Source organism: Vibrio sp. 1641, assembly GCF_033339995.1.
GTDB lineage: Bacteria > Pseudomonadota > Gammaproteobacteria > Enterobacterales > Vibrionaceae > Vibrio > Vibrio alginolyticus.
Genome location: NZ_JAWOVP010000150.1, coordinates 1 through 742 on the forward strand (window position 1 = coordinate 1; position 742 = coordinate 742).

Sequence of the window (742 nt, forward strand, 5' to 3'; positions counted from 1 at the left end):
AAGATATTCCACCTTTGACTACACGATATTTGCGTTCAATATCTCAACAGTAAATGTTCTGTGTTTCAGCCAATAAACAACTGGAAAGTTGGAAAACGCGCCATCAGATTATTCTCAAGACTTAGCCAGTTGATAAGTCTTGTTTATTTAGTAAAAAGCTCAGCCACAGGTAAAACAGTCCTGTAGCCGAGCTTAATTTTACAACAGACAATCTCAGTTTTGAGGTGCCGTGTTATAACTCAGGGAGACGTGTGTTTCCCTATATTGATACCAATGTTCTTATTTGCCGAGTTCGATATCACCCCTCGTCCAGCTCTTATCGAACATTTCTCTGTTGGGCCGTAGAAGCGGAAATACGTAAACCAACCTTCTCCTGGGTTCGTTTGTACCCAGTTGTTCTCATAACCTTTCACTGGCTTTGGACCGTAGTAAACGTCAATCGAACCGTCAGAATTAACTTTTAAATTCTTACGAGAAGAAATGTCTGGTGAGCCTGCATCGTTGATGATCATCAGACGATTGTGTTCATCGTAAACCGTCGTCGACCAGAAGTTTGATGCAGGGACATTCGCTGGAACATGCAGTTTGTAGGTATGTTCACCTGAAAGCCAGTTACCATCACTATCTTGATACGTTACTAAGTAACGCTGACCAAAGCCTGGAATCGTACTCTTCATACCGCGAGAAACCGTGATCGCTTCGTAGAACCAAGCCGCCCGCTCATCAAGTTCATCGTAGTTTT

At 42.7% G+C, this 742-nt stretch carries 1 protein-coding gene; it reads right to left on the reverse strand.

Translation table 11 applies throughout. The annotated features are described in order from the left end of the window. Positions 1-239 precede the first annotated feature (239 nt). A partial coding sequence (locus R7Z47_RS24745; protein ID WP_318130749.1) for a DUF1214 domain-containing protein occupies positions 240-742 on the reverse strand: 503 nt, incomplete at its 5' end.